28 protein-coding genes are annotated in these 23625 nt (G+C 51.2%); 17 read left to right on the forward strand and 11 right to left on the reverse strand.

The features are described 5' to 3' along the window. Positions 1-22: 22 nt before the first annotated feature. From uvrC to ATL17_RS04660, 4 genes are read left to right on the forward strand one after another with little or no spacing between them, the layout of a single operon-like run. Entirely contained in the window at positions 23-1909 is a 1887-nt protein-coding gene (gene uvrC, locus ATL17_RS04645) for an excinuclease ABC subunit UvrC (protein ID WP_133571590.1), read from the forward strand. Between the two features lie 33 nt (positions 1910-1942). Continuing rightward, on the forward strand, positions 1943-2497 hold the full coding sequence (gene pgsA / locus ATL17_RS04650) for a CDP-diacylglycerol--glycerol-3-phosphate 3-phosphatidyltransferase (protein WP_133571591.1): 555 nt from the start codon (positions 1943-1945) through the stop codon (positions 2495-2497). Beyond that, positions 2494-2745, forward strand: a complete 252-nt coding sequence (gene moaD / locus ATL17_RS04655) for a molybdopterin converting factor subunit 1 (RefSeq protein ID WP_133571592.1) — start codon at positions 2494-2496, stop codon at positions 2743-2745. Before pgsA ends, moaD begins: the two co-directional genes overlap by 4 nt. After that, positions 2745-3200 carry a molybdenum cofactor biosynthesis protein MoaE gene (locus tag ATL17_RS04660; RefSeq protein WP_133571593.1) on the forward strand — a complete coding sequence of 152 codons (456 nt, stop codon included), beginning with the start codon at positions 2745-2747 and terminating at the stop codon, positions 3198-3200. Before moaD ends, ATL17_RS04660 begins: the two co-directional genes overlap by 1 nt. A gap of 49 nt (positions 3201-3249) precedes the next feature. Here ATL17_RS04660 and ATL17_RS04665 read toward each other — a convergent pair whose 3' ends face one another. Then, complete coding sequence (locus ATL17_RS04665; protein WP_133571594.1) at positions 3250-4140, reverse strand: branched-chain amino acid aminotransferase; 891 nt, start codon at positions 4138-4140, stop codon at positions 3250-3252. Between the two features lie 157 nt (positions 4141-4297). Here ATL17_RS04665 and ATL17_RS04670 point away from each other — a divergent pair, with 157 nt between their 5' ends. Further along, entirely contained in the window at positions 4298-4828 is a 531-nt protein-coding gene (locus ATL17_RS04670) for a MarR family winged helix-turn-helix transcriptional regulator (protein ID WP_166638893.1), read from the forward strand. Here the strand turns inward: ATL17_RS04670 and ATL17_RS04675 are convergent, their stop codons facing one another. The 5 genes from ATL17_RS04675 to ATL17_RS04695 form a co-directional block, all read right to left on the reverse strand. Beyond that, positions 4829-6628: a diguanylate cyclase domain-containing protein gene (locus tag ATL17_RS04675; RefSeq protein WP_133571595.1), complete on the reverse strand. Its 1800-nt coding sequence runs from the start codon at positions 6626-6628 to the stop codon at positions 4829-4831. Between the two features lie 193 nt (positions 6629-6821). Beyond that, entirely contained in the window at positions 6822-7172 is a 351-nt protein-coding gene (locus ATL17_RS04680) for a tRNA-binding protein (protein WP_425462416.1), read from the reverse strand. Then, positions 7165-7986 (reverse strand): pyrroline-5-carboxylate reductase, encoded by an 822-nt coding sequence (gene proC, locus ATL17_RS04685; RefSeq protein WP_133571596.1) that lies wholly within the window; start codon positions 7984-7986, stop codon positions 7165-7167. Before proC ends, ATL17_RS04680 begins: the two co-directional genes overlap by 8 nt. Continuing rightward, entirely contained in the window at positions 7987-8487 is a 501-nt protein-coding gene (locus ATL17_RS04690; protein ID WP_133571597.1) for a type III secretion system chaperone family protein, read from the reverse strand. A 310-nt stretch (positions 8488-8797) separates the two neighbouring features. Next, positions 8798-9034, reverse strand: coding sequence for an accessory factor UbiK family protein (locus ATL17_RS04695; protein ID WP_246028628.1), 237 nt, complete (start codon positions 9032-9034; stop codon positions 8798-8800). Positions 9035-9187: 153 nt separating this feature from the next. Between ATL17_RS04695 and lgt the strand changes: the two genes are divergently transcribed. From lgt to ATL17_RS04740, 9 genes are all read left to right on the forward strand, one after another. Continuing rightward, entirely contained in the window at positions 9188-10018 is an 831-nt protein-coding gene (gene lgt / locus ATL17_RS04700) for a prolipoprotein diacylglyceryl transferase (RefSeq protein WP_133571599.1), read from the forward strand. Further along, complete coding sequence (locus ATL17_RS04705) at positions 10015-11103, forward strand: class I SAM-dependent methyltransferase (protein ID WP_133571600.1); 1089 nt, start codon at positions 10015-10017, stop codon at positions 11101-11103. Before lgt ends, ATL17_RS04705 begins: the two co-directional genes overlap by 4 nt. Then, positions 11103-11873 carry a peptidoglycan editing factor PgeF gene (gene pgeF, locus ATL17_RS04710; RefSeq protein WP_133571601.1) on the forward strand — a complete coding sequence of 257 codons (771 nt, stop codon included), beginning with the start codon at positions 11103-11105 and terminating at the stop codon, positions 11871-11873. Before ATL17_RS04705 ends, pgeF begins: the two co-directional genes overlap by 1 nt. A gap of 130 nt (positions 11874-12003) precedes the next feature. Beyond that, positions 12004-12936, forward strand: coding sequence for a ribose-phosphate pyrophosphokinase (locus tag ATL17_RS04715; RefSeq protein ID WP_133571602.1), 933 nt, complete (start codon positions 12004-12006; stop codon positions 12934-12936). A 211-nt stretch (positions 12937-13147) separates the two neighbouring features. After that, complete coding sequence (locus ATL17_RS04720; protein WP_166638894.1) at positions 13148-13786, forward strand: 50S ribosomal protein L25/general stress protein Ctc; 639 nt, start codon at positions 13148-13150, stop codon at positions 13784-13786. Between the two features lie 53 nt (positions 13787-13839). After that, complete coding sequence (gene pth / locus ATL17_RS04725) at positions 13840-14568, forward strand: aminoacyl-tRNA hydrolase (protein ID WP_133571604.1); 729 nt, start codon at positions 13840-13842, stop codon at positions 14566-14568. Position 14569: 1 nt separating this feature from the next. Further along, a complete protein-coding gene (gene ychF, locus ATL17_RS04730; protein WP_133571605.1) occupies positions 14570-15667 on the forward strand; it encodes a redox-regulated ATPase YchF in 1098 nt (365 codons plus the stop codon). Positions 15668-15798: 131 nt separating this feature from the next. After that, positions 15799-16284 carry a MaoC family dehydratase gene (locus ATL17_RS04735; RefSeq protein WP_133571606.1) on the forward strand — a complete coding sequence of 162 codons (486 nt, stop codon included), beginning with the start codon at positions 15799-15801 and terminating at the stop codon, positions 16282-16284. Continuing rightward, on the forward strand, positions 16281-16835 hold the full coding sequence (locus ATL17_RS04740) for a MaoC family dehydratase (RefSeq protein ID WP_133571607.1): 555 nt from the start codon (positions 16281-16283) through the stop codon (positions 16833-16835). The genes ATL17_RS04735 and ATL17_RS04740 overlap by 4 nt, the downstream gene beginning before the upstream one ends. A 597-nt stretch (positions 16836-17432) precedes the next feature. On the opposite strand, the gene ATL17_RS04745 is transcribed toward ATL17_RS04740, so the two are convergent. The 5 genes from ATL17_RS04745 to petA form a co-directional block, all read right to left on the reverse strand. Then, on the reverse strand, positions 17433-18065 hold the full coding sequence (locus ATL17_RS04745; protein WP_166638895.1) for a LysE family translocator: 633 nt from the start codon (positions 18063-18065) through the stop codon (positions 17433-17435). A gap of 2 nt (positions 18066-18067) precedes the next feature. After that, complete coding sequence (locus ATL17_RS04750; protein ID WP_133571609.1) at positions 18068-18595, reverse strand: adenine phosphoribosyltransferase; 528 nt, start codon at positions 18593-18595, stop codon at positions 18068-18070. Positions 18596-18761: 166 nt separating this feature from the next. Beyond that, a complete protein-coding gene (locus ATL17_RS04755; protein WP_133571610.1) occupies positions 18762-19610 on the reverse strand; it encodes a cytochrome c1 in 849 nt (282 codons plus the stop codon). 8 nt (positions 19611-19618) lie between these two features. Further along, the gene (locus ATL17_RS04760; RefSeq protein ID WP_133571611.1) at positions 19619-20881 is read right to left on the reverse strand and encodes a cytochrome b; all 1263 of its coding nucleotides are present in this window, start codon (positions 20879-20881) and stop codon (positions 19619-19621) included. An 11-nt stretch (positions 20882-20892) separates the two neighbouring features. Beyond that, positions 20893-21417, reverse strand: a complete 525-nt coding sequence (petA, locus tag ATL17_RS04765; RefSeq protein ID WP_133571612.1) for a ubiquinol-cytochrome c reductase iron-sulfur subunit — start codon at positions 21415-21417, stop codon at positions 20893-20895. Positions 21418-21675: 258 nt separating this feature from the next. On the opposite strand from petA, the gene ATL17_RS04770 reads away from it, so the two are divergent. From ATL17_RS04770 to hemF, 3 genes are read left to right on the forward strand one after another with little or no spacing between them, the layout of a single operon-like run. Continuing rightward, complete coding sequence (locus tag ATL17_RS04770; RefSeq protein WP_133571613.1) at positions 21676-22194, forward strand: DinB family protein; 519 nt, start codon at positions 21676-21678, stop codon at positions 22192-22194. Continuing rightward, the gene (locus ATL17_RS04775) at positions 22191-22661 is read left to right on the forward strand and encodes a tRNA (cytidine(34)-2'-O)-methyltransferase (RefSeq protein ID WP_133571614.1); all 471 of its coding nucleotides are present in this window, start codon (positions 22191-22193) and stop codon (positions 22659-22661) included. Before ATL17_RS04770 ends, ATL17_RS04775 begins: the two co-directional genes overlap by 4 nt. After that, a complete protein-coding gene (gene hemF, locus ATL17_RS04780) occupies positions 22658-23545 on the forward strand; it encodes an oxygen-dependent coproporphyrinogen oxidase (RefSeq protein WP_133571615.1) in 888 nt (295 codons plus the stop codon). Before ATL17_RS04775 ends, hemF begins: the two co-directional genes overlap by 4 nt. The last annotated feature ends 80 nt before the right edge of the window (positions 23546-23625 follow it).

A 23625-nucleotide genomic window follows, 5' to 3' on the forward strand; every position in this document is an offset into this window, starting at 1 on the left:
TTTGCGCTATGTTTGAGTCGCAATGAACGAAGCAACCGCATCTCCCGGCCCCGACATCATTAAACGCTTTGTGAAAACCCTGCCCTCCGGGCCAGGGGTTTATCGCATGCTGGATGAACAGCAAAATGTGATTTATGTCGGCAAGGCCCGCAACCTGAAAGCACGCGTGACCAATTACACGCGCTATGAAGGCAATTCGGTGCGCATCGGGCGCATGATCGCCGCCACGCGCTCCATGGAGTTTGTCACCACAAACACCGAGAGTGAGGCGCTGCTGCTCGAAGCAAATATGATCAAGCGCCTGCGGCCGCGTTACAATGTGTTGTTACGCGACGACAAAAGCTTCCCCTATATTTTGCTGGCCACGGAACATGAAGCAGCTGAGCTGACCAAACACCGCGGCGTGCGGCGCAAAAAGGGCCATTATTTCGGCCCCTTCGCTTCGGTAACGGCAGTAAACCGCACCATCACCGCATTGCAGAAAGCCTTTTTGCTGCGCAACTGCTCAGACAGCTATTATCAAGGCCGCACCCGGCCTTGCTTGCAGCACCAAATCAAGCGCTGCGCAGCGCCTTGCACTGGCGAAATTTCAATCGCAGATTATCAGCAATTAGTGCAAGATGCGGTAGACTTCCTTTCTGGCAAATCCAAAAGCGTACAGGCGCAATTGTCTAAAGAGATGCAAGAAGCATCGGAAAATTTGGACTTTGAACGCGCCGCGCTGATCCGCGATCGGATTTCGGCTCTTGCCCTTATCCAATCGCAGGGCGACATGAGCGCGCAAAGCTTTGCCGAAGGTGATATTTTCGCAATCCATCAGGAAGCTGGACGGTTCTGCATTCAAGTCTTCTTCTTCCGTGCTCACCAAAACTGGGGCAACCGCGCTTATTATCCGCGGGCGGATAAGAGCCTTGAGGAAGCCGAAGTGCTGGAAGCTTTTGTTGCGCAGTTTTATGAGAACCGAACGCCACCTAAAGCTGTGCTGCTTTCCCACCCGGTAGAAAACCCTAAACTTCTGCAGGAAGCGCTAAGCATTCGGGCGGACCGCAAGATAGAGGTACAAACCCCACAGCGCGGCGAAAAGCGACAGCTGGTGGAGCACGCGCTCGACAATGCCCGCCAGGCTTTGGGCCGGCAATTGGCGGAAAGCGCATCACAAACCAGCCTGCTGGAAGGCATGGCAAAAACGTTCAATTTGGACGAACCGCCCAAGCGGATTGAGATTTACGATAACTCCCACATTCAAGGCACCAATGCTGTTGGCGCCATGGTGGTGGCAGGCCGTGAAGGGCTTTCCAAAAAGCACTACCGCACCTTCAACATCAAATCCGAAGAACTGACGCCCGGCGACGACTTTGGCATGATGAATGAGGTGCTGACCCGCCGCTTCAAACGGCTGGTGAATGAATATGAAAAGCCCGATGAAGAATTACTGAAAGACCCAAGCAACATGCCGGACTGGCCAGATGTGCTGCTAATCGATGGTGGCAAGGGCCAACTAAGCGCAGTGCGCAAAGTGTTAGAGCAATTCGACCTGCCACAAAAATTGACGCTGATCGGCATTGCCAAAGGCGAAGAGCGGAATGCTGGGCGCGAGACATTTTTCATTGATGGGCGCGAGCCCTTTATGCTGCCGGCGCGCGACCCGGTGCTTTATTATGTACAGCGCCTGCGCGATGAAGCGCACCGCTTTGCCATCGGCACACACCGCGCAAAACGCTCCAAAGCCATCGTCAAAAATCCGCTGGATGAAATTGAAGGCATTGGCCCGAGCCGCAAGCGCAATCTGCTCAATCACTTCGGGTCAGCCAAATCAGTTGGCCGCGCGGCCCTTTCCGATTTGCAGTCCGTTCCGGGCATTTCAAAACAAATGGCGCAAACCATTTACGATCATTTCAATAGGTCATAAACTCGGCCCAAATTTCGGCACAAAGGCGATAAAATGAACTTGCCCAATCTCTTGACCATTTCCCGTATTATCGCGATTCCAGTGATCATTTGGCTGGTCTTTATCGACCATTATGTGGCCCGGCAAGTGGCCTTTATCCTTTATGTTATCGCTTGCCTCACCGACTATCTAGATGGCTATCTGGCCCGTAAAATGAACATCGTGTCGGACTTAGGGCGCATGCTTGACCCGATTGCCGACAAGCTGCTGGTTGGCACCTTGTTGATCGCCTTCGCCTATACGGGCGAGTTCAGCCAACAACAAACATGGTTAGCCATCGCCATCATGTTCCGCGAGATCGCCGTGGCAGGTCTGCGCGAATATCTAGGCAACGCGCAGATCACCGTGCACGTGTCTAAATTGGCCAAATATAAAACCACCGTGCAACTCGTCGCACTGGCGACTTTCATGGTGGTGCCGTTGGTGCCCAATGTTGAATCCGCTGCAAATGGCCTAATGTGGCTGGCAGCGTTGCTGACGGTTTATACGGGCTATGAATATTTCGCAGGCGCATGGCCAAAACTGACCGACAAAACGGTGGCGAAATGATTATCCGCTATTTCGCTTGGATTCGCGAACGGCTGAACCGAGACACGCAAGAGCTCGATTTGCCGAACGAGGTAAAAACTGTCGAGGATTTGCTGCACCATTTGCGCGAAACTGACGAAGATTTTGCCGCAGTCGTGCCCCCTGAAACAACCATCCGCCTTGCGCTTGACGACGAGCTTGTGGAGCTGGATACGGCAATAGGTGCCGCCAAAGAAGTCTCGATTTTCCCACCCATGACAGGTGGCTAATGTCAGTCAAAGTCACCATTCAAGCGGAAATGTTTGATGCAGGCGCGCTGGTCAATCAGTTCACCCACGATCTGCCCGAAGCAGGCGCGGTGACGACCTTTACGGGCTTGGTGCGCTCCACACCCGACAAGCCGATTGAGGCGCTGATTTTGGAACACCATCCCACCATGGCGCAAAAGCAGATCGAGCGCTTTGCGCAGGACGCGATAGAGCGTTTCAACTTGCTGGCCATTCAGGTGGTGCACCGCTTTGGCGAAATGAAAGTGGGCGAACCTATCGTGCAAGTGATGGCGGCAAGCCACCATCGCCAAGCCGCCTTTGACGGGGCAAACTATGTGATGGATTGGCTAAAAACCGACGCGCCTTTTTGGAAAAAGGAAGTAGGACCACAGGGCACCGACTGGGTGGACGCCCGTGAGACGGACGAAACAGCCAAAGAAAAATGGACAAAATAAAACGCCGCCTCAAATGAAGCGGCGTTTTTCAATTCGCTATGCGCGGCGCTTATTCAGCAGCAGCCTTTTTCGGCTGAACGGCATTGGCATAAGCTTCGATCATTTTTTGACAAATGTCGCGCTTTTCAAACACGGTGCCTTCAATCTCAGCAACAGGTGTCACTTCCGCCGCAGAACCAGTGAGGAAGCACTCTTCAAAATCACCAATTTCTTCTGGCTTGATGATGCGCTCAATCACATTGATGCCCTGCTCTTTCGCAAGCGCGATCACGGTACGGCGGGTAATGCCGTCCAAGAAGCAATCTGGAATTGGCGTATGAATTTCACCATCTTTGATGAAAAACACGTTGGCGCCTGTCGCCTCAGCCACATAGCCACGATAGTCGCGCATCAACGCATCTGAATAGCCTTTGGCTTCCGCCGCGTGCTTTGACAGAGTGCAGATCATATAAAGACCCGCTGCCTTTGACGCGAATGGGGCGGAATCTGGTGCCGGGCGCTGCCAATCTGACCACGCCAGACGAACGCCTTTCAACTTCTCTTCCATTGAGAACAGGCTCGGCCATTCCCAAGCAGCGATTGCCAAGTGAACTGGGTTGCTGTGCGCGCCAAGACCAAGCTCGTGCGAACCGCGCCATGCCACCGGACGCATATAAGCGTTGGTGAGATTGTTCTTTTCCAACACCTCGCGGCAAGCCGCATCAATTTCGTCAGCAGAATATGGAATTTCAAAATCCAAAATATTGGCTGACTTGCGCAAACGCTCGGAGTGCTCATGCAATTTGAACACTTCACCATTATACGCCCGCTGCCCTTCAAAAACGCTCGAGGCATAATGCAACGCATGGGTCAACACATGCACTTTGCACTCTTTCCATTCGCGCATTTCCCCATCAAACCAAATCCAACCATCGCGTTGGTCTAAAGGTACACCGGCCATTTTCTTCTCCCTAACATCGGCTTTTGGCCCGAAATTTCTCTGATTATCGCATTGCCTAGACATAAAACTGCAAAATTTGGATTTGGCAAGCTGCCGATCTTGGCAAATGCCCTAGGCTTTGGGATAAGTGTAAATCAAACTGTGAACAGGGTGAAGCATGACAGCCAACAAAATAAATGTCAACAAGGCTGACATAAATTCCGATCAAGAAAGTGCGTCAAAAGACATTATGGACGCCATGCCCCTTGATTTAATGGGACTTTTATTCTTCGCCTATCGCGATTTTGTGCATGAAGCAGACGAGCTTTTGTCGCGCCAAGGCTTTGGTCGTGCCCACCACCGCGTGCTTTATTTCGTCAATCTGCGCCCCGGCATGACCGTGGCAGACCTGCTCGACTTGCTCAAAATCACCAAACAAAGCCTCGCGCGGGTGCTGCGGCAACTGATCGACAATGGCTATATTGAACAGCGTACTGGGCAAAAGGATCGACGAAAGCGCTTGCTGTATCCCACAAACAAAGGCGCTGAATTCTTCACCACCCTATCCGCCAACCAGTCGCACCGCATGCGCGAAGCACTGGATAAACTGCCCCCAGAAACCAAAGACACTGTCGCACGCTTTTTCGTGGAAATGATCGATCCTGAAGATCATGGCAAACTGAAAAATCTGAATATCATTCAGAACTAGCTACGCCACTTTGCCCTTTGCGCGGTAAACTTGGTGCTGGCCCCGCCCTGCTCGCTTTGCTCCATATAGGGCAACATCGGCTTCAGCTCTAAGGCGCTCCACGTCAATATTTGTGCCTTGGCCCATGGTAATGCCGATGCTCACATCGCAACACACTTGCTGGCCGTTAAAATAAAACGGCGCGCGCAATTCTGCGTTCAAGCGCTCGGCCATATTCCCTGCTTTTTCAGCATTTTCAAACCGCGTTGAAATGATGGCAAACTCATCGCCGCCCAGCCGAGCTACAAAATCTGCCTCATCAATATTTTCACGAATGGCCCGGCCAATATGCTGCAATGCAGCGTCGCCCGCATTGTGCCCCACATTATCATTGATCTGTTTAAAGTGGTCGAGATCCACAAAGAACAGGGTGATGGGGCTGCATTCGTCTGTTTTTGCGTCAATACGCCGCTGCATTTCCTGATCGAAATAGCGGCGGTTGGGTAGCCCGGTTAGCGGATCATGCAATGATTCATAGGCCAACCGCCGCTCCATCGTGCGCATTTCTGTAATGTCATCATGAGTTGCAATCCACCCACCTAAAGGTGTTGGCGAATGCACAGATTTAATCACACGCCCATTGCTCAACTCAGTTTCAGCCACAAATTCCTTGCCGACCCGAACGCAAGATAAAATATCATCCAGTAATTTTTGCGGCGTACCCGAAAAATTGCCATTGGATTTTTGCAGTTTGAGCAAATCTTCGAACTGGCGAATTTGCTCAACATCCCGAGACGTCATATCAAACATCTGAACATATTTTTCGTTCCAAACGGTCAATTTGAACTGATCATCAAAGCAGGACACGCCCTGGTTCATGTTCGCCAATGTCACTGACAATCGCATATTGCTTTGGGTCATTTCCTCTTTGGAACGTGCAAGATCATAAATGGCGACCGCAATGGCATAAGATGGCAGAACGGCGAACAGCGTGAAGATTTGAACTTCGAACACCTGATCGCGCAAAGCTTCGCTCAATCCGTTTGAGGGCCAGACACCAGCAATAACGGCCGCGGAGACACCCAGGATAAAAAGCCCGCACGCCACGGCGACCTTGAACGGCTTGCCATCTAGCGCCATCCAAAAGCTTGGCGCCATTATGGCCAATACAACAGGCATGCCCAAAGCGTTTAGCACCGCCATATTGAGCGTGAGAAAGGCCAAAAAGATTGCGGTTTCACGCACCACTTTCTTCAAACGCTCACGATTAAGCGACAAACGCCATTTGTGTGGCCACCCTGTTGAAACCAAAGGCAACAACACAATAATGGCGCTGACAATATCGCCCACCCACCAGAAAATGAAATTGCTATAATAAGGCCCAGCAAACACAAGGCTGACAATGGCCGCGCCCAACAATGCGCTGGGCATCAGCGCAGCGCAAAGAGCGAGCGTGAAAAACATCACTTCTTTCGCAGAGGAAATCGGCCTTTCGTCCAATTTTAGCCAGCGCAGGGCGATACTGACGAAAAATATCTCCATGCAGTTGGCTACAGGAAAACCCATTACGGACGTGATGGGATCACCAAACAATATTTGGGCAGAAATATTTGCAAGAAAGGCGCCGAAAAGTGCCAATGGCAGCCAGCGCAGGCCAGAAATCAAGCATAAAGCCACAATTGCAGCATTTGCCGGCCAGAAAATAGCCACGTCACCAGACAGGCGTGCCAATAGGATGCTTGAAACGGCCAATGCAAAAAAGAGCACAAATGCACTAGCGAAAATCTTTACACCCGCTAATGCACGCATTGACAACAACATATGCGCTCTCCTGTCTAAATTGCCCGCAACGTTAATTGCGAAATACAATTCAGAGTAGTGCACATATTGTTGACCACTCGTTACCAAAACCCGGGGAAATTCAGTATTTTATTAGAATTTTCTTATATATTGTCAGACAAATTGGTCTGATGCCTAAAGCGTTTTGGTATTAGTGGCATTCCGTAAAGGTATTTTACATCAAGCGCTGGCCGTTTGGTACTTTCTTATCGACCGCTGCCAAAACGATATCACCATTCTCATCAGCATATCCCAAAGTGAGAACTTCTGATTTAAGCGGCCCAATTTGACGTGGTGGGAAATTGACCACAGCCATCACTTGCCGCCCGACCAAATCATCAGCTTCATAATGCACTGTAATTTGAGCAGATGACTTTTTGATGCCGATCTCATCACCAAAATCAATCAACATAATATGCGCAGGCTTGCGCGCTTCAGGAAATGGTCGCACTTCGACAATCGTGCCCGTGCGAATATCCACCTTCATAAAATCATCAAAGCCAATCTCAGCTGCAATATCACTCATCTTCACCCAACTCCCTCGCCCGCTCGGTAGCGGCACGTACTGTTTTTTCCATCAAAGGCACCAACCCATTGTCCGCCATAAGCACCTGCAACCCCGCATAGGTGGTGCCATTAGGTGAAGTCACATTTTCACGGAGTTGGGCAGCGCTAGACTGCGTATCATATTCAAGCAAGGCGGCAGCCCCAACAATGGTTTGCCGCGCAAACCGCATAGCCATATCTGGCGTCAAGCCGTTCGCTTCCGCTGCCTCTGCCAAGGCTTCCACCATATGAAACACATAGGCAGGGCCAGAGCCGGCAACGCCTGTCACCTTGTTGATGTCATCTTCTTCATTTAGCCAAACCACATCGCCCGACGCTTCCAGCAAATTGTCAGCGATCATCCGATCTTGCGGATCAACTGCTTTGTTTGAGAAAACGCCTGTGATGCCCTTGCCGATCTGTGCCGGCGTGTTGGGCATGGCGCGAATAATCTTTGCACAGCCGGAAAGCTGTTCCATCTTCGCAATGGAAATACCCGCCATAACCGAAATCAGCACAGTATCCGGCCCAACAGAAGGTTTGACTGAGGATAGAACGGCGTCAGCCACTTGGGGCTTCACGGCAAGCACAATCACTTGCGCATGCTTGTCCGGCACGGCCTGATAAATGGTGAGGCCCACAGTGGAAGCTTTGTTGCGAACTGCGGATGATGGATTGGGATCAACAAGGATCAAACGATCTGGTGAAAGGCCCGCTTCGAGCCAGCCATCAGCCATGGCCATGCCCATTTTACCTGCACCAACAAGAACAACCGGTCCAACATCCGCCAACATTTACGCTTCGCCTATCGTTTCAAAAATCACATGTGAAAGCGCTTCTGAAGCGGGCTTGCCTGCCCAGACCACAAATTGAAATGCCTGATAATATTGATCACAGCTTTCAATTGCAGAATTGAGCAAAGCTTCGCATTGCGACGGAGAGACTTCCGCCCCGCCACTCAACAGGTGCGCATTTCTGAACAGCACCATATTTTCTTTGCTCCAAATGTCAAAATGACCAATCCACAATTGCTCATTAATTTGGGTGATAAGCTGTTTAACTTCTGCGCGGCGCGCCTCTGGCACCTTCAAATCAAAGGCACAAGCAATATGGAGCGATTCTAGATTTTCCATCCAAGAAAAGGACACGTGATAATCGGTCCAGCTTCCTTTGACGGAAATTGAAATTTCATCAGCATCTTGCCGTTCAAACACCCAATCATGAATGCCTGCAATATGCTCAATAATATCCACCGGATGCACAACCCGGTCATGTTCCATCTCTAATAGCGACATAATGCGCCTCGCAATAAGCTCGTGTTGCAGGGGGCAAACCAAAGGGTTCGCCCAATTTAGATACGCAAAAGATACTCAAGATTCTGGTCCTGATTCTGGACCTACGCGCTGGTGAAGTGCGTCGCTTTTGCGAATCTACCGCGTTGCAACAAAGCGTAACACCGACCATCAAATGGAAAACCCAGCAATTAGAGAATCCCACACTATTCTGTTTTGATGATCGGCCCGAGATGGTTAACGAGGCGTTAAGAAAGCCAACTTATCCACGGGAAATCCGGTTCAAATTGGCACATTTTGACCGACAAAACGGCTACTTTTTGAGCGCGTCCAAATCCTTACGCAATTGCTCAATCTCTTCATTTTGCGCTGCCAGCTGGGCTTTCACCGCCTCAAACTCTTCGCGCTTAACCAAATCAAGGTCATTCACCACGCGTTCCATTTGCGATTTCACTGCGGTTTCAATTTCGCGCCGAACGCCGTCGGCCACGCCTGCTGCATCATTCATAAGCTTGCTCAAATCGTCGAAAAACTTGCTACCTTCACGCATGATTGTACCTGCCTTTCAAAAAGGGTACGTGAGTTCTATATATGCACTATGTAAGCACGCAATCCTTGCTTGACCAGCCCCAAAAGGGGCGGCAAGCTGTCGCCGATGTTTATGTGCCACACCAATTGAACAAAAATAGGAACGTGAACCAACGTGCCCTTCCCAAACATTGACCCCATTGCTTTTTCCATAGGCCCCTTGGCCATCCGCTGGTATGCCCTTGCTTATCTTGCTGGCATTGCCTTCGCCTTTTTCTATGGCCGCTTGTTGATCAAGCAAAAGCCGCTCTGGCACAAATCAACACCGCCCATGACGGCAACCCAACTCACTGACTTTGTGTTTTGGGCCATCATCGGCGTGATCGTCGGCGGGCGACTGGCCTATGTGGTGTTCTATTCCATGCTGGTGGGCGGCGATTATTATTTCACCAACCCGCTGGCCATTTTCGCTGTGTGGGAAGGCGGCATGTCGTTCCATGGTGGTTTGATCGGCGTGGCTCTCGCCGCGGTGTTCTTCGCGCGCCACATCAAACAAAACCCGCTTTCCGCTTTGGACCTGATGGCGGCTATCGCGCCAATCGGGCTGTTGCTGGGCCGCGTCGCCAACTTTATCAATGGCGAACTTTATGGCCGCGTGACAACCATGCCGTGGGGCGTGGTGTTTCCTGAAGGTGGCCCGGACCCGCGCCACCCCAGCCAGCTTTATGAAGGGCTGTTGGAGGGTTTGATCTGCTTCATCATTTTGCGCATCGCCACCCACAATCTCACCGCCCTGCGCAAGCCTGGCCTCGTGGCTGGACTGTTCGCCGTAATTTATGCGGCGTCTCGCATTCTGGTGGAATTTGTGCGTGAGCCTGATGCGCATATCGGCCTGCTGCCCTATGGCCTAACCATGGGCATGGCACTCTCCATCCCAGTAGGGTTGATCGGCATCGCCCTTATGATAAATGCGGCGCGGACCAAAAAGGGAGGCCGCGCCATATGAATGATCAACTCAGCCTTTCTGAGCTTATCAATGTGCAAATCAAAGCACAGGGACCCATGTCGCTGTCGACCTATATGAATTTGTGCCTCACCCACCCGACCATGGGCTATTACCGCAAAAGCGACCCGTTGGGCCGCACGGGCGACTTCATCACCGCCCCGGAAATTAGCCAAATGTTTGGCGAAATGCTGGGCGTGTGGGTCGCGCAAATCTGGCAACAGCTCGACAAGCCCGAGCGCTTTACACTGGCCGAACTCGGCCCTGGCCGCGGCACATTGATGGCCGATATGGTCCGCATTTTCCAAAGCGTACCCGGCCTTATTGACGCGCTTAATGTGCAATTGCTGGAGACAAATCCTGTGCTCAAACAGCAGCAAGCCAACAATATTAAGGGCGCCAGCCTCAATTGGGTGGAAGAAATCCATCAATTGAAGGCAAGCGAAGGTCCGCTCATCGTGGTGGCGAATGAGTTTTTTGATGCGCTACCGATCAAGCAATTCCAATATGTGAATGGCAATTGGTATGAACGGCTGGTGGGCTTGAAAGAGGACAAGCGCAGCTGGGGCCTCTCCCCCACGCCCATGCCTGCGGATGCATTTCCCCCGCAATTGGGCAAACCCGCAGAAAATGCCATTTGGGAAATGGCCTATCCGGCTCAAAAAAACATGGAAGAATTAGGCGCAATTGTTGCGGAGAAAACAGGCGCTATTCTCGCCATTGATTATGGCTATGCCGAAACCCAAACGGGCGAAACGCTGCAGGCGCTGGAAAAACATCAAATGGTAGACCCGCTCGCCAATCCGGGCGATGCTGACCTGACAACCCATGTGGATTTTCAAGCGCTGACGGAAAAGCTGGACCGTGAAAAGCTGAATATTTGCCCGCTGATCACCCAAGGTGAATTCCTAAAGGCGATGGGCATCGAACTTCGCGCCAAAGCGATTATGGATCACATTCCCGACGCCAAAGAAAAGGTGGAGAACGACCTCAACCGTCTTATTGGTGCCAAACAAATGGGCGAACTTTTTAAAGTGCAGGCCATTGGGTCTAAAAATATGGTACCCTATCCATTTGAGGCAGGCTGATGACAAAAATTGCGCTAGAAGCAGATCATTTAAGTTTTGACGGGATTGCCCACGGCTTTTTTGGCCGGGCTGGCGGGGTGTCGCCCGCACCTTTTGACAGCTTGAACATCTCAACCAGCCAAGGCGACAGCCCAGAAAATGTAACGCAGAACCTGCGCATTATCGCAAAAGAACTGGGCACCGATCCCACCCGTTTTGGCCTGCTTAAACAGGTCCACTCCATTGATGTGGTGACGTTTGATGGCAAGGCCGATTGGAGCAATCGCCCCAATGCGGATGGCATGGTGAGCAATGTGCCGGGCACCGCCATTGGCATTCAAACGGCAGACTGCGGCCCCGTGCTTTTTTGTGACCCGGACAATAAAGTGATCGGCGCATGCCACGCGGGCTGGAAAGGTGCTGTGGGCGGCATTGTGCACCGCACATTGGATGCCATGGAAGCCATTGGCGCCAACCGCCACAAAATCCACGCAGTGCTTGGCCCTTGCATCCACCCGGAAAATTACGAGGTTGGCGACGAGTTCAAGCAAAATGTGCTGCACGATTGGCCGGAGCTTGAAGGGCACTTCCCTTACCCGCCCGGCGCCACAAAACCGCACTTTGATCTGCCCGGCACCATTATGCATCAGCTCGAATCGGCCCACCTGCATACAGCGGTTAATCTCAATATTTGCACATATGCGAACAATGAGACCTATTTCTCCCACCGTAAGGCAACCCATTTGGGGGCAAAAACAGGCAGACAACTCTCCGCCATTGCAATTTTGTGACAAAAATTAAGCAAAACGCACGATTCAACTTTTGACCGTGTTGAACCCAACGCCAAAGGGCGATAAGCAAGGCTTAGCTGGGCAACAGCTATGGGCGTGGATCAGAAAATATCTCAAAGGGCATGGGCAAATGAAACTGGTGACAGGGAACTCCAACCTTCCGCTGGCCAAGGCAGTCTCCGAATATTTGGAGACACCTTTAACCGATTGTGTGGTGACCAAATTCGCCGACAAAGAAATCTTTGTTGAAGTGAATGAAAATGTGCGGGGGGAAGATGTTTTTGTTATCCAATCAACCTCCTACCCCGCAAACGACAATTTGATGGAATTGCTGATTTTGGTCGACGCCCTGCGCCGGTCATCTGCACGGCGCATCACCGCCGTAATGCCGTATTTCGGCTATGCGCGGCAAGACCGCAAGTCCGCACCGCGGACACCAATTTCGGCCAAGCTGGTCGCAAACCTCATCACAGAAGCTGGCGCAAATCGTGTTTTGACCTTGGACCTGCATGCAAACCAGATCCAAGGCTTTTTTGACTTGCCAACCGACAACCTCACCTCCGCACCAGTTATGGTGCGCGACATCAAAAAACACTATGACACCGAAAATGTTATGGTTGTGTCGCCTGACGTAGGTGGCGTGGTGCGGGCACGTAACGTGGCCCGTCGCATCGGCGCACCTTTGGCCATCGTTGATAAGCGCCGCCCAAAAGCTGGCGTGTCAGAAGTGATGAACGTGATCGGCGACGTATCCGGCTATTCCTGCATCATGATCGACGACATTGTGGATAGCGGCGGCACCTTGTGCAACGCGGCGGAAGCCTTGTTGAACCAAGGCGCGAAAGAAGTTTCGGCCTATATCACACACGGCGTATTGTCCGGCAAAGCATGCGAACGTGTTGGCGGCTCTAAGCTGAAAGAGCTGGTAATCTCTGATTCCATTTTGGAAACAGATGATGAAAAAGCCACCGCAAATATTCGCCGTTTCTCAATTGCAGAACTGATTGGCGAAGCCATTGCGCGCACCGCATCTGAGCAATCAGTTTCATCGCTTTTCGACTAGAAAAAGCGACACATTGACCATTGTTTTGGGGCGCAATCTCTGCGCCCCTTATTTTTTGCCCAAATGGGCGAAGAATCTTCACCTGACCCATTGCCCAAACGCCATAAAACCAGTATACACCGGGCCTTGAAACGCCGCGTGCACCCCTGGAGGACGTCGGCGTGCATTCAGAACATGGGGTTCTGATGCATCAAATTATTGGAGAATATCCATGAGCGCTGAGCTTAAGGCTAAAGCGCGGGACCGGGTTGGCAAGGGGGCCTCTCGTGCACTGCGTCGTGAAGGCCAAGTTCCCGCCGTTATTTACGGTGACAACAAATCCCCGCTTTCAATTACAGTTACTTATAAAGATGCGATGAAACGCATCCAACAAGGTGGCTTTCTTTCTCAAGTGATTACAGTTGACGTGGACGGCGAAAACCACCGCGTAATTCCACGTGATTATCAGCTTGAGCCAGTACGTGACTTCCTCGTGCATATCGACTTCTTGCGCGTGTCTAAGTCTTCTGTGATTTCTGTTGAAGTGCCAGTTCACTTCTTGAATGAAGAGAAATGCCCTGGTTTGAAGCGCGGCGGCGTGTTGAACGTTGTGCGCCACACTGTTGAATTGAACTGCCCAGCTGACAGCATTCCAGAAGCGTTGGAAATCGACCTTTCTGCTGCTGAAGTTGGTGACAGCTTGCACATTTCAGCAGTAACGTTGCCAAAAGGTGTTACCCCGGTCATCACAGACCGTGACTTCACCGTTGCAACCATTGCTGCACCTTCTGCCCTCAAGTCTGAGGAAAATGAAGAAACAGTTGCTGCTGACGAAGTGCCAGCCACTGAAGTTAAAAGCGACGACGAATAAGACTTTTGATGTGAGGCGGCCTCGCGTCGCCTCATCTCTTTAGTGGACGTTTTATGCGATTAATTGTCGGTCTAGGAAATCCCGGAAGTAAGTACGCCAAGAACCGCCACAATGTCGGTTTTATGGCTGTGGAAGAGATCGCAAACCGCCACAACGCACCTCCCTTCAAGAAAAAGTTCAATGGCCTATTCACCGAAGCGGTGATTGATGGGCAAAAGGTTGGGCTGTTGCTGCCTCAAACCTTCATGAACAAATCTGGCGACAGCGTGATCGCCGCCATGAGCTTTTTCAAGCTGAAGCCTGAAGACATTTATGTGCTCTATGACGAGCTGGATTTGGCACCAGGCAAAGTGCGGGTGAAAAAGGGCGGCGGCAATGGCGGCCATAATGGCATTCGCTCCATGGAAAGCCATTTGGGCAAAGAATTTTACCGCGTACGCATCGGCATTGGCCATCCGGGCCATAAGGACCGCGTGCACGCATATGTGTTGGGTGATTTCGCCAAGGCAGACCAAAGCTGGCTAGACCCGCTGTTGGACGAGATTGGCCGCAATGCCAATTGCTTGGCCAATGGCGACGGCCCCAATTTTATGAATCGTTTGGCGCTGGCCACCCAAGCCAACCAAACCACTGAACAGCCCAGCGCACCAAAGGCGGCACCAGCCAAGCCAAAAGGGCAAAGCCATATTCGCCAAGCGCGGCAGAGCAAAAAACCAAATGTGCCCGAAAAGGGCCCGATGGCCGACATGCTGAAAAAGCTGTTCGGCAAAGGAGAGAATTGAGATGGGTTTCAAATGCGGCATTGTGGGCCTACCCAACGTAGGTAAATCCACACTTTTCAACGCCCTCACCCGCACAGCAGCGGCACAAGCGGCCAACTTCCCGTTCTGCACCATTGAACCCAATGTGGGTGAAGTGAGCGTGCCGGATGAGCGGTTGGACAAAATCGCCACCATCGGCAAATCAGCCGAAATCATCCCCACGCGATTGAGCTTTGTGGACATTGCCGGCCTCGTGAAAGGCGCAGCGCAAGGGGAAGGTTTGGGCAACCAATTCTTGGCCAATATCCGCGAAGTGGACGCCATCGCCTATGTGCTGCGTTGCTTTGAGAACGACGATATTGTGCACGTTGCTGGCAAGGTGGACCCGCTGACCGACGCAGAAGTGGTAGAAACTGAATTGATGCTCGCCGACATGGAGAGCCTTGAAAAGCGCATTCCAAACTTGGAGAAAAAGCTACGTGGCCAAGACAAGGATGCCAAGGCAACCCTTGATCTGGTGAACCGTGCGCTTGAGGTGTTGAGAGACGGCAAGCCGGCCCGCTATGTTGAAGTGAGCAAAGACGAACAGAAACTGTTTGATCAGTTGCAATTGCTGACCTCAAAGCCAGCACTTTACATCTGCAATGTGGACGAAGATTCAGCGGCAGAAGGCAATGAACTCACCAAAAAGGTTGAGGAATATGCCAAAGCGCAAAATGCCCGCATGGTGATTATTTCCGCTGAGATCGAATCCGAACTCAGCCAATTGGAAGATGCAGAACAGGCCGAATATTTGGAAAGCCTTGGTTTGGAAGAACCTGGCCTAAACCGGATCATCCGCGAAGGCTATAAGCTGTTGAACCTGCAAACCTACTTCACCGTAGGCCCGAAAGAAGCCCGCGCATGGACCATCACTGAAGGCACCAAAGCTCCACAGGCAGCTGGCGTGATCCACACTGATTTCGAACGTGGCTTCATCCGTGCTCAAACCATTGCCTATGAAGATTTTGTGGCGCTAGGCGGCGAAGCTGCCGCCAAAGAAGCAGGCAAGGCCCGCGACGAAGGCAAAGAATATGTGGTGAAAGACGGCGACATCATGCTGTTCAAGTTCAACACATAAGGCTTGCCAAACAGATGCGACGAATTGCGCCTCGGGTGATTTGATCACTCGGGGCATTTTGTTATTTTCGGGTTGCCGTTATCGTAAATTGATGTACCATCACGTCAACTTGAAACCCCACAAATGTGATCATGATGACGCAAAAAGACCGCCTCCATTTTGAAGACCTTGAAGAAGGCACCAAAATTCAGCTCGGCAGCCATACCATCACCAAGGACGAAATCATCGAATTCGCCAAGGAGTTTGACCCCCTCCCTTTTCACCTTGATGAAGAAGTGGCGAAAAAATCGCTGTTGGGCGGCTTGGCGTCTTCCGGTTGGCAAACGGCAGGGCTAACCCTGCGCATGCTGGTGAATGAGTTTCTTGGCAAGATCGCTTCCATGGGCGGGCTAGGCTTTGAAAATCTCAAATGGAAAAAGCCCTTGATGAAGGGCGACACGTTGACGGGCACCGTAACCATCGCATCGCTCCGCCGTTCGCAATCACACCCCGAGAAAGCCGTGATGGTTTTGGACTTTGATATGCGCAATCAAAAAAACCAGCAAATCATGACCATGAGCTTGGCCAATTTGGTGGCAGTGCGGCACCCTGAGCAAACTAAGGGAGAAGGCGCATGACCCTTTGGTTTGAAGATATTGAACCCGGCACAAGCTGGGAACTGGGCACACACACATTCACCGAAGAAGAGATCATCAGCTTCGCCAAAAAATATGATCCGCAATATTTCCACATTGACCCTGTAGCCGCAAAAGATGGCCCCTTTGGCGGCCTTGTAGCTTCTGGCTGGCACACCGTTTCAATGGGCCACAAGGTCATGGTGGATTACCTTTACGATCACGACGACATGATGCGCGCCAATGGCGAGGAACCCGGCGTTTCCGGCCCCTCTCCCGGCGTCAACAAGATGCAATTTAAAGCCCCGGTGCGCCCCGGCGATGAAATCCGCTTTCGGGTGACCGTGGAGTCAAAGCGAAAATCAGCTTCCCTGCCCGGCTGGGGCGTGTTGCTGAATGTGATTGAGGCGTTCAATCAAGAGGATGAACTGGTTTATCGCTCTGAAATCGCCAGCTTTTCCAAACTGCGCGATTTTAAACCTGGCTTGCGATTGCGCATGGGCATGGCGCTTGCGGCTATGCCGACCATCGGCAAGATGATCCGCCGTAAATAGATTTAAACAGGCCTTAGAGGCGCACACTTGACGGAAAGGCAAAGAATATGCATCTTTGCCTTCTCCAACCATGAGGTGACGCCTAAAATGATCAGCTAAGATTTTCCGACGCGACCAATGTTCTAGCGCCTGAGTGCTTTTCAAAGCACGATGCGGACATATGGGTACGACGAAAATCTGGACGATCAATTGACGACTTTCGTCGTCTCCACGCGTCGATATTTCCCAAATTGTATTTACGTCCCGTGCCGCCAAGGCACGCCTATATCTATTCCTCAATCTCTCATGGAGAGCGACATGATTTTAATTCCGACAATTCATCAGCAACCCCAAATTTTACTGAATGGCGCAGGCCATGGGCCGCGCCGCCTGATGAAAGGAATAACGCATGAAAGCGCCCTTTACACACGCCAACCCCAAAGGGGGCAAGGCACCTAAACACGCACAAAATTTCTCCAATAATCAACCGCCGTTCGGCGGCAAAGGTTTAAAGGGGCAATTGCCTAAGCCAAAGCCGAATAAGCCACCGAAGAGCTTGAATGATCTGTTGAAGAAATAGCCGAAAAGCCCCGCGCAACATTTGCGTGGGGCACCCAACTAAGGGGATGTGATCAACTTTATGCCCGCCGCGCCAAACACAACGGTCATCACCCCATCTATTCCCCGTTTAGCACTTCGATAAAGCTGAACGGCATGGGCAGTAGAAAACAAATAAGCGTAGCTATAGTTGAGGGTCATGGAGCAAGTGCCCGCCAGAGCAAAGATGAAAAAGCTCATCCACCAAGGCGCGCCCGGACACATGCCCATGGTGATCACCGCACCCCAGGCAAACACAGCTTTCGGGTTGGTCAAATGCAAGGCAATACCGCCGAAAAACAAACTCACCAGAGAAGTATCCGCAGGCGCAGCCAACTCAGCAGAGGCAGGCGAGCGGAAGCTCACAAAGCTCTTATAGGCCAAATATAATAGATAAAGACCGCCGACAATTTTCAGCACAATCAGCAATTGCGCAAATTGTTGCAGTGCCGCGACCAGACCGGCAGCAGCAAGAATGCCCCAAAAGAGTGAGCCGACAATGATGCCGCTTGCACGCACAAAGCCCGCCTTGCGGCCCAAAGAAGCCGATGTTTGGCACACCGACAAAGTTGCTGGCCCCGGACTGCCGCTGGCCAGCACGAACACGCCAAGCGCAAACAGAAGTTGCGGCAAGTGGGCGATGATCTCGTGCAAGATCAGTCGCCTTCAAACTCAATCAAGAAGTGCGTATTGATGTTCTGCGCGCGGATTTTGTCTGCCCCACCAAGATCAGGCAAATCAATCACGAAGGCTGCATCTTCCAGCACAGCGCCAGACCGACGGATCAGCGAAATCGCGGCGATGGCCGTGCCACCAGTGGCCACCAAATCGTCGACCAGCAAAACCTTGTCGCCTTCTTTCACAGCGCCAGCATGCATCTCAATGGTGTCCACACCATATTCCAATGCGTAATTCTGCCCGATAGTTTCGCCCGGCAATTTGCCTGCCTTACGGATGGGCACAAACCCAACACCCAACTCAATGGCCAAGCCTGCGCCAAAAATAAAACCCCGCGCTTCAATGCCAGCCACATGGGTAATCCCCTTATCCCGAAATGGCGCGGCAAGCTGGGTGATGCTTTCGCGAAAGCCTTCAGGATGTTCAATCAGTGACGTGATGTCACGAAATTGCACCCCGGCTTTTGGATAATCAGGAATGGTGCGGATAAGGGTTTTCAGGTCCATAATGCTAGCGCCTTTTTCGGTTTAGCTCGTTGAATTCACAAGTGACCGATAGCGTTTTTAACAGGCGCGTCGCACCAATACCACCATGAAACCCAATTTTTGAACAAAGAATAAAAAAAGCCCGACCAAAAGGCCGGGCTTTTAAATCTTATATCAACAGCAGATCTTAGTGATCCACGCTGCTCCAAAGCTTACGCTTCACCATGTACATCATGCCAGCGAACAGGAACAAGAACATCAAAACGTTGAAGCCAAGGGCTTTGCGTGATGTCATGTCTGGCTCCGCCAACCACATCATGAAGGCAGCAATATCTTTGGCATATTGATCAACTGTTTCAGGTGCTTCACCTTCATAGTCAACCATTTCGTCAAATAGTGGAGGCGCCATTGCCAAAGTACCACCAGTACCGTGGAAATGATCGTTCCAATATTGACCAGCGCCAACTTCCACACCTTCTGGGGCATCATTATAGCCAGTCAAAAGGTTGTAGATGTAGTCCGCGCCACCTTCTTGATAGGCAGTGAAATAATTGCCAATCCAGTTCGGGAACTTCTGCGGCACGTTGCGGGCTTTTGCCAACACTGAGAAATCAGGAGGCATTACACCGCCGTTGGCATCTTTCGCATCTTGCACAGTTTCAAATGGGCTTGGCCATTTGTCAGCTGGTACACCAGAACGCTCGCCATCAATGTGCTCAGGGTCCTGAATAGTGTAGCTGGCTGCAAGGGCTTTAACTTGAGCCTCTGAATATTCAGGGCCGCCCTCTTTTTCCAACATGCGGAAGCTAAACAGCTCCGCACCGTGACAGGCAGAACAAACTTCCTGAAACACTTGGAAACCGCGCTGCAATTGCGCTTTGTCGTAAGTGCCGAAAACGCCGCCAAATGTCCAATCGATCAATTTGGCTTCAGGGCCACTATGTTCACCGCCACCAGCAGCATAAGCGCTGCCAGCGAGCATTCCAGAAGCAGCGATAAGAGCTGCGCCGATGAGTGAATTCAGTTTTTTCATCATCTCAACTCCTATTCTGCAGCTTCTGTTTTGTGTTTAGCCAACACGCTTTCAGAAATGCTTGCAGGCAATGGCAAAGTGGTCTCAATCCGCGGCAAGAATGGCAGAATGATCAAGAAGTAAGCGAAATAATAGAATGTCGCTGTTTTAGACAAGATCACATATACGCCTTCAGCTGGCTGCGCACCGAGATAGGTCAAGCCAATAAAGTTCACAATCCAGATCCAGTAGAACCACTTAAACATCGGACGGAAGGCACCTGAGCGCACTTTCGAACGGTCCAACCAAGGCACGATGAACCAAATTGCAATCGAACCAAACATAGCGATAACACCGCCAAGTTTACTGTCGATCGGACCGATATTGAAATCGATCGCACGCAAGATGGCGTAGAATGGCAAGAAGTACCATTCAGGCACAATGTGCGGAGGTGTAACTTGTGGATCAGCCGGGATGTAGTTGTCTGGGTGGCCCAAAATGTCTGGTGCGAAGAAGACGAACCAAGCAAATGGGATCATGAACACTACGATCGCGAACAGATCTTTCATAGTCAAATATGGGTGGAACGGCACGGTGTCCGCTTTTGTTTTCACTTCCACGCCAGTCGGGTTGTTGTTGCCCGGCACATGCAATGCCCAGATGTGCAAGCCAACAACGCCAGCAATCATAAATGGCAGCAAATAGTGAAGTGAGAAGAAGCGGTTCAATGTGGCGTTGTCTACCGCAAAGGCACCACGCAAGAACACCATCAAGCCTTCACCAACCAACGGAATGGCTGAGAAGAAGTTGGTGATCACGGTCGCCGCCCAGAAGCTCATTTGGCCCCATGGTAGAACGTAACCCATAAAGGCTGTTGCCATCATCAACAAGAAAATCACAACGCCCAAAATCCATAGCACTTCGCGCGGCGCTTTATATGAACCATAATAAAGGCCACGGAAAATGTGGATATAAACTGCCAGGAAGAAGAAAGACGCGCCGTTTGCGTGCGCTGCCTGAATAATCCGACCCCAGTTCACATCACGACGGATATGCTCAACAGAGTTAAAAGCAAGATCAGCGTGCGGTGTATAGTGCATCGCCAAGATCACGCCAGTCACAATCTGGATCACCAAGAAGATGGCCAAGATGCCACCAAAGGTCCAGAAATAGTTCAAATTCTTTGGTGATGGAAAATCAACAAATGAATCATAGCCCAAACGGATGATGGGCAAACGCTCATCCATCCATTTTTCAAAACCGGTTTTCGGTTCGTATGTACTTTTATGCGACATAAATGCCCCCCTTAACCGATCTTCACAACTGTGTCGGACAAGAATTCATAGTCTGGCACAACCAAGTTTTTCGGTGCTGGACCCTTACGGATACGACCAGCCGTATCATAGTGCGAACCGTGACATGGACAGAACCAGCCATCATATTCGCCGCTCTCACCCACAGGCACACAACCAAGGTGCGTGCAGTTCGCGATCATGATCAACCATTCTTCATGGCCTTCTTTCACGCGCTGAGCGTCTGTTTCAGGATCCTTCAACGCGTCCAAAGGAACGGCGCGTGCTTCTTCGATCTCAGCTTCAGTCCGGTGGCGCACAAATACCGGGAAACCCCGCCATTTAATGGTCACTGACTGCCCAACCCCAACTGAGGAAAGGTCAAACTCGATCGACGCCAACGCCAAAACGGAAGCATCTGGATTCATTTGGTCAATGAGGGGCCATGCCACTGCGGCCGCGCCTACAGCGCCCACGGCACCCGTTGCAACATAGAGAAAATCTCTTCTGTTTGGTTCTTTTTCGCTTTGTGTAGCCAAGGTCTTTGATCCCTACCTAAGATCGTTGGTCCGCCCTAAAAACTCCAATATCTGCCATTAAAGCATAACAAATACCAGAATCGCCCCCACTTGAACCTCAAGTGAAGCGGAAATCGAGTTCTTTTTGCACTCATTGCGCCGCTTGTCCAGCCTTTGAGCACATTGATTGGGGAAAGTGCGACACTATACCGTAAAAAATGCACTTTTTCCGCCAATTGGGCTATGGATAGCATGAATGCAAAGCACAAAGGCAGCCAAATGAGTTTTAATTATCCAATCGTCGCAATGGCCCACTATAACCAATGGCAAAACAACAATCTGATCAACGCCGCTGATCAGGTGAGCGATGAGGATCGACAACGCGATCTTGGCGCATTTTTCAACTCAATTGAAAAAACCTTCAACCACATCCTGTGGGGCGATAAAATTTGGCTGTCCCGTTTTGGTGACTTCTCACCACCCAGAACCACAAGCTTAGAGGCCAGCTTATCCGAAGGCGGCACTTGGGAGGAATTTAAAGCCGAACGCCGTACCCTTGATCAAAAAATGATTGAGTGGACAAGCCAGTTCGACATCAACACGCTGCCAAGCGAAATCAAATGGTTTTCCAAAGCGATTAATCAGGAAATCTCTCGCCCGACCGCCATTTTGCTGCCGCACCTATTTAATCACCAAACCCACCATCGCGGGCAAATCCACGCCATGCTCACCCGTTTGGGCCAAAAGCCCGGCGCAACTGACCTTCCCTTCATGCCAGACGTAGACACTTATTTATGACGCTTTCCCTTGCCCTTTATCAGCCAGACATTCCGCAAAATGCGGGCACCTTGATGCGCCTTGGCGCTTGCTTGAATATTGATGTGCACCTGATCCACCCCACAGGTTTTTTGTTTTCACAAAAAGCCTTTCGCCGCGCGGGCATGGATTATTTGGATCAGGTCAATTTGAAAGAACATAATAGCTTTGAAGCATTTAACGCCTGGCGGCAGGAGCAGCAAAAGCGCCTTGTACTGTTAACCACCAAATCTTCCATCCGTCACGCTGATGCCCAATTCTCCTCAAATGATATATTGATGGTGGGGCGCGAAAGCGCTGGCGTGCCAGATCAGGTGGCCGATGCCAGCGACCTCAATGTGCGCATCCCCATGCGGCAAGATACCCGCTCGCTTAATGTTGCTATTGCGGGGGCAATCGTATTAAGCGAGGCGGCAAGACAAACAAACTTATGGGCGGATTTAGTATGACCAGCATTGATCTTGATGAAAAAAAAGAAAAAGCAAGCGCCTGGTTTAAAAAGCTGCGCGATGAAATTTGCTTTGAATTTGAAAATTTAGAAGACGAGCTGGCCGCGCCGTTGCGCAAAGCCCCAGCCGGGCGCTTTGAACGCAAAAAGTGGGAACGGATCGACCAAACCACCAACCAGCCCGGTGGTGGCGGCGAAATGTCGATGATGCATGGCCGCGTGTTCGAAAAAGTCGGCGTACATATTTCAACTGTGCATGGCGAATTCAGCGAAGATTTCGCCAAAGGCATGCCCGGCACCGAGAATAGCCGGAAATTCTGGGCCAGCGGCATTTCATTGATCGCACATTTGCAAAATCCCCACGTGCCCGCCGTGCATATGAACACCCGCATGGTGGCCACTGAAGAATGGTGGTTTGGCGGCGGCGCAGATTTGACGCCGGTCTTGCTGGATCGTCGAAATCAAGAAGACCCTGATTCAAAAGACTTCCACGCTGCGATGAAAGCGGCATGCGACGCCCACGCCTGTGCGGACTATGACAAATATAAGCAATGGTGCGACGATTATTTCTTCCTGCCCCACCGCAACGAACCACGCGGCATCGGCGGCATTTTCTATGACCGCCATAACTCTGGCAGCTGGGATGATGACTTTGCCTTCACCCAAGATGTGGGCAAGGCCTTCAAAAAGATCTATCCCGAATTGGTGCGCCGCAATTTCAACATGCCATGGACTGATGAAGAGCGGGAAGAACAATTGGTGCGCCGTGGCCGCTATGTTGAGTTCAACCTGCTCTATGACCGCGGCACCACATTCGGCCTAAAGACAGGCGGCAACGTGGAATCTATCCTGTCTTCCATGCCCCCTGCGGTGAAGTGGCCATAAATTTTTAAAAGTTTTTTTCCTCCGCTGTCGAAATAGCGAACGCTCAGTCGACATGATAATGTAAGCGCAATGGAGCGCAG

The sequence above is a fragment of the Maritalea mobilis genome (genome assembly GCF_004363175.1).
In the GTDB taxonomy this organism is placed as follows: domain Bacteria; phylum Pseudomonadota; class Alphaproteobacteria; order Rhizobiales; family Devosiaceae; genus Maritalea; species Maritalea mobilis.